We start from the raw sequence: 2,938 nt of genomic DNA on the forward strand, positions 1-2,938 counted from the left end.
CACTCGATCTTCAACCGCACCTGCCAGACGCGGGTCGGCGACCTGCTGTCGCGCTACGGCGGCGGCGGTCACGCCGGCGCCGGTAGCGCGCCCCTGCCCACCGAAGAGGCCGACGACAAGATCGCCGAGATCCTGGCGGCGCTCAAGGCCGGAACTTAGCGCTTCGCGCGAACTTTCCAGATTCTAGCCGTTGCAGGATCTTCTTGTAATGCGTACCGCTCTCGGCATAATAGAGAGCATGCTCGCGATCGGCAAAGAGATTCGGTACAGCTTGGCGGCGATCCTGGCTGCCCACTGGGACGACTTTGTGAGCAGCTACGGCAAGTGGATCCGCCCGGTGATCTTCGAGACCGTGCGTAAGCTGATCGCCTGCCGTACTCCGGCTCTGGGTTGCCACCTCTTTCGCTGTGATGGCTGCGGGAAGGACCATGTCGTCCCCCACTCCTGCAAGTCGCGGTTCTGCTCCAGGTGCGGCAAGCTGGCGACCGATCGTTGGGCCGACGGCGTACTCAATGAGCTGCTGGATGTTCCGTATCATCATCTGGTGCTGGCGGTTCCCTGGCAGCTGCGCGCCGACATCGCCTTCAACCGCTCTGTGGGCCTGAACTTGGTGGTGCGAGCCGCCGTTGCGAGCCTGCAGCAGTGGGCCCGCGACCAACATGGCATGCGGATGGGCATCGTGGTGGTCATCCACACCTTTGGCTCGGATATCAAGTGGCATCCCCATGTCCACCTGCTGGTCACCGAAGGCGGTCTGTCGCTGGATGGCAGCAGGTGGATTCGCCCCTACAACCCAGGTTGGCTGAGGAAGCATGACGGGCTGAAGAAGATGTGGCGCTACCATTGCATCACCGCTTTCCGCAAGGCCCACAAGGCGGGGCAGCTGCGGTTCTCGAAGAAGCGTGCGTACCTGAAGGTCTACAGTTGCTTCAACAAGGTGATGTCGACGATCTACAAGCTGACCTGGTATGCCCACATCGGCAAGAGTCTGCTCGATCCCGAAGCGACGGTGCGCTACATCGGACGCTATACGAAGCGCGCGGTGCTGGCCGAGTACCGCATCACCCACTACGACGGCAAGACCGTCCGCTTCGCGTTCAAGGACTACGCCCGCGATGGCAAGACCTCCTTCAAGGTGATGCCCGTGCTCGCCTTCATCGGCCGGCTGATTCGCCACATTCCCGACAAGCATTTCAAGATGGTCCGCTACGCCGGTTTGTTCGCCACCCGCTGGAAGGCACGGTATCTGGCCCAAGCCAGAGCCGCTCTGGAGCAGGAGGAGAAGTCCACAGAAGGCGCGACGAGCGTCTCGTTGCTGCCGTGGCGGCAACGACGGACCATCGAGCAGGGGAGGGATCCTCTGCTGTGTCGCGTCTGCGAGATCCCCATGAGATTCGTAGGAAAGATCTTTGGCTCCCATGCGAGAATCGCCGAGTACTTCGAGGCCGCCGGCATCCCGACCGCTGCGAGTCACCCGGTCTGGGAGCCGAGCCCTGGATGAGCCGATGTGGTCCTGGTTCAAGCGAGTGACGTTCACCTGCAGCCACTGCGGGACGAAGCAACGCATCCCGTTGCGGCGAATCCATTTCTTCGAGCAGTTCCACGAGCTTCGAAACGGCCAACCTCTGCTCATTGGCTGTCCAGAGTGCCGCCAAGGTCTCCAAATCCCGGGGCCTTACCGTACTCACACAGGCCATTCTGTCAACGTAGACCCACAAAAACCGCCGAGGAACGCTGTCATCCATCAACACGACTGGTGAACCGCTCCGGGAGAGCTCGATCTCCGAGACCGGACCAATATCCCCATTGTTTCCAACACTTGTGTAGTTTCCGAGACGTCGGGTTAGCGCCCAGATTCTCGGGCCTCCGGCCCGAGAATCTGGCCCAGCCCCGCCGACCTAAGACCCGGTCCGAGCATTCCTCCAGGCGGAGCCTGTGCGAATACTCGGACCGGCTCCTAGCCTTCCGGCTCCTCTTCCGTCTCGGCCGGCTGGACCAGCATGATGTGGGCCCAGGGCTTGCCGGGGCTCATGATCCACGGCGCGCCGGTGGCAGGCTGCGGCGACAGGCCGGTCGACTCGGCGGTGGCGTAGGGGATGTAGACGACGTAGGTGCGGTTGGCGCCTTCGACCTCGCCGGTGGCCGGATCGAAGCTGCCGGCCGGGCCGGTCAGGGAGTAGAGGGCGCTCGGCCCCGGCGGCATCTGGAGTTTGCCGCTGGCGATCTCCGCCCCGCGGGTCTCGAGCACCTCGGCGCGCTCTTTGCCCGCGGCCCGGAGCTCCCGGCCGCGGGCCATGAAGGGCTCCAGGGCCTTGAAGTAGCAGGCGGCGTGGAAGCGCTCGTCGCCCGGCTTGTCGGCGAGACAGACCAGGTCGCCCCCGCCCTGGCGCAGGGTGACGAGCTCGCCGGCCGAGTAGCCGAGGACGGTCGCCGCGTCGCGCATCCCCTCCGGCGCCGGGCTGACCGCGCCGGCGATCTGCTGCGCCGCGTCGGCGGGCTCGTCGCCGGCGGCGGCGGTGGCTAGCGTCAGGAAACTGAGGAGGATCAGGAAGGTGCGGGTTCTCGGTCGCATGGTTTCTCCAGGGTCGTCAATGAGGGCTTGAGCGTCGGTACGCGGCGCGCGTCGAATGGTTCCAGGGATGAAGGCCAGGACAAGGTAAAGGTTCGGTAAAGGTTTCTAATCGCGACGCTTTTCGCGAGCCATCAGATCTGACGCAGCAGCCCCAGCAGCTCGTCGCGCGAAAAGATCTTGGCCAGGCGCGGATCGTCCTCCTGGACGATGCTCTCCATCAGGTCGCGCTTGCGGTCGATGATGGCGGCGATCTTCTCCTCCAGCGTGCCCTCGGTGATCAGCTTGAAGACCTGGACGGCACGCTTCTGGCCGATGCGGTGGACCCGGTCCGTGGCCTGGTCTTCCCGCGCCGCGTTCCACCAGCGG

At 64.3% G+C, this 2,938-nt stretch carries 3 protein-coding genes; 1 reads left to right on the forward strand and 2 read right to left on the reverse strand.

All coding sequences use genetic code 11. The features are described from left to right. Positions 1-208 precede the first annotated feature (208 nt). Complete coding sequence (locus tag GY769_13945; protein ID MCP4203020.1) at positions 209-1,501, forward strand: IS91 family transposase; 1,293 nt, start codon at positions 209-211, stop codon at positions 1,499-1,501. A gap of 456 nt (positions 1,502-1,957) precedes the next feature. Here the strand turns inward: GY769_13945 and GY769_13950 are convergent, their stop codons facing one another. Further along, the gene (locus GY769_13950; GenBank protein MCP4203021.1) at positions 1,958-2,530 is read right to left on the reverse strand and encodes a hypothetical protein; all 573 of its coding nucleotides are present in this window, start codon (positions 2,528-2,530) and stop codon (positions 1,958-1,960) included. Between the two features lie 173 nt (positions 2,531-2,703). After that, a partial coding sequence (locus GY769_13955; GenBank protein MCP4203022.1) for a DEAD/DEAH box helicase occupies positions 2,704-2,938 on the reverse strand: 235 nt, incomplete at its 5' end.

This window comes from bacterium (genome assembly GCA_024224155.1).
Taxonomy (GTDB): domain Bacteria; phylum Acidobacteriota; class Thermoanaerobaculia; order Multivoradales; family JAHEKO01; genus CALZIK01.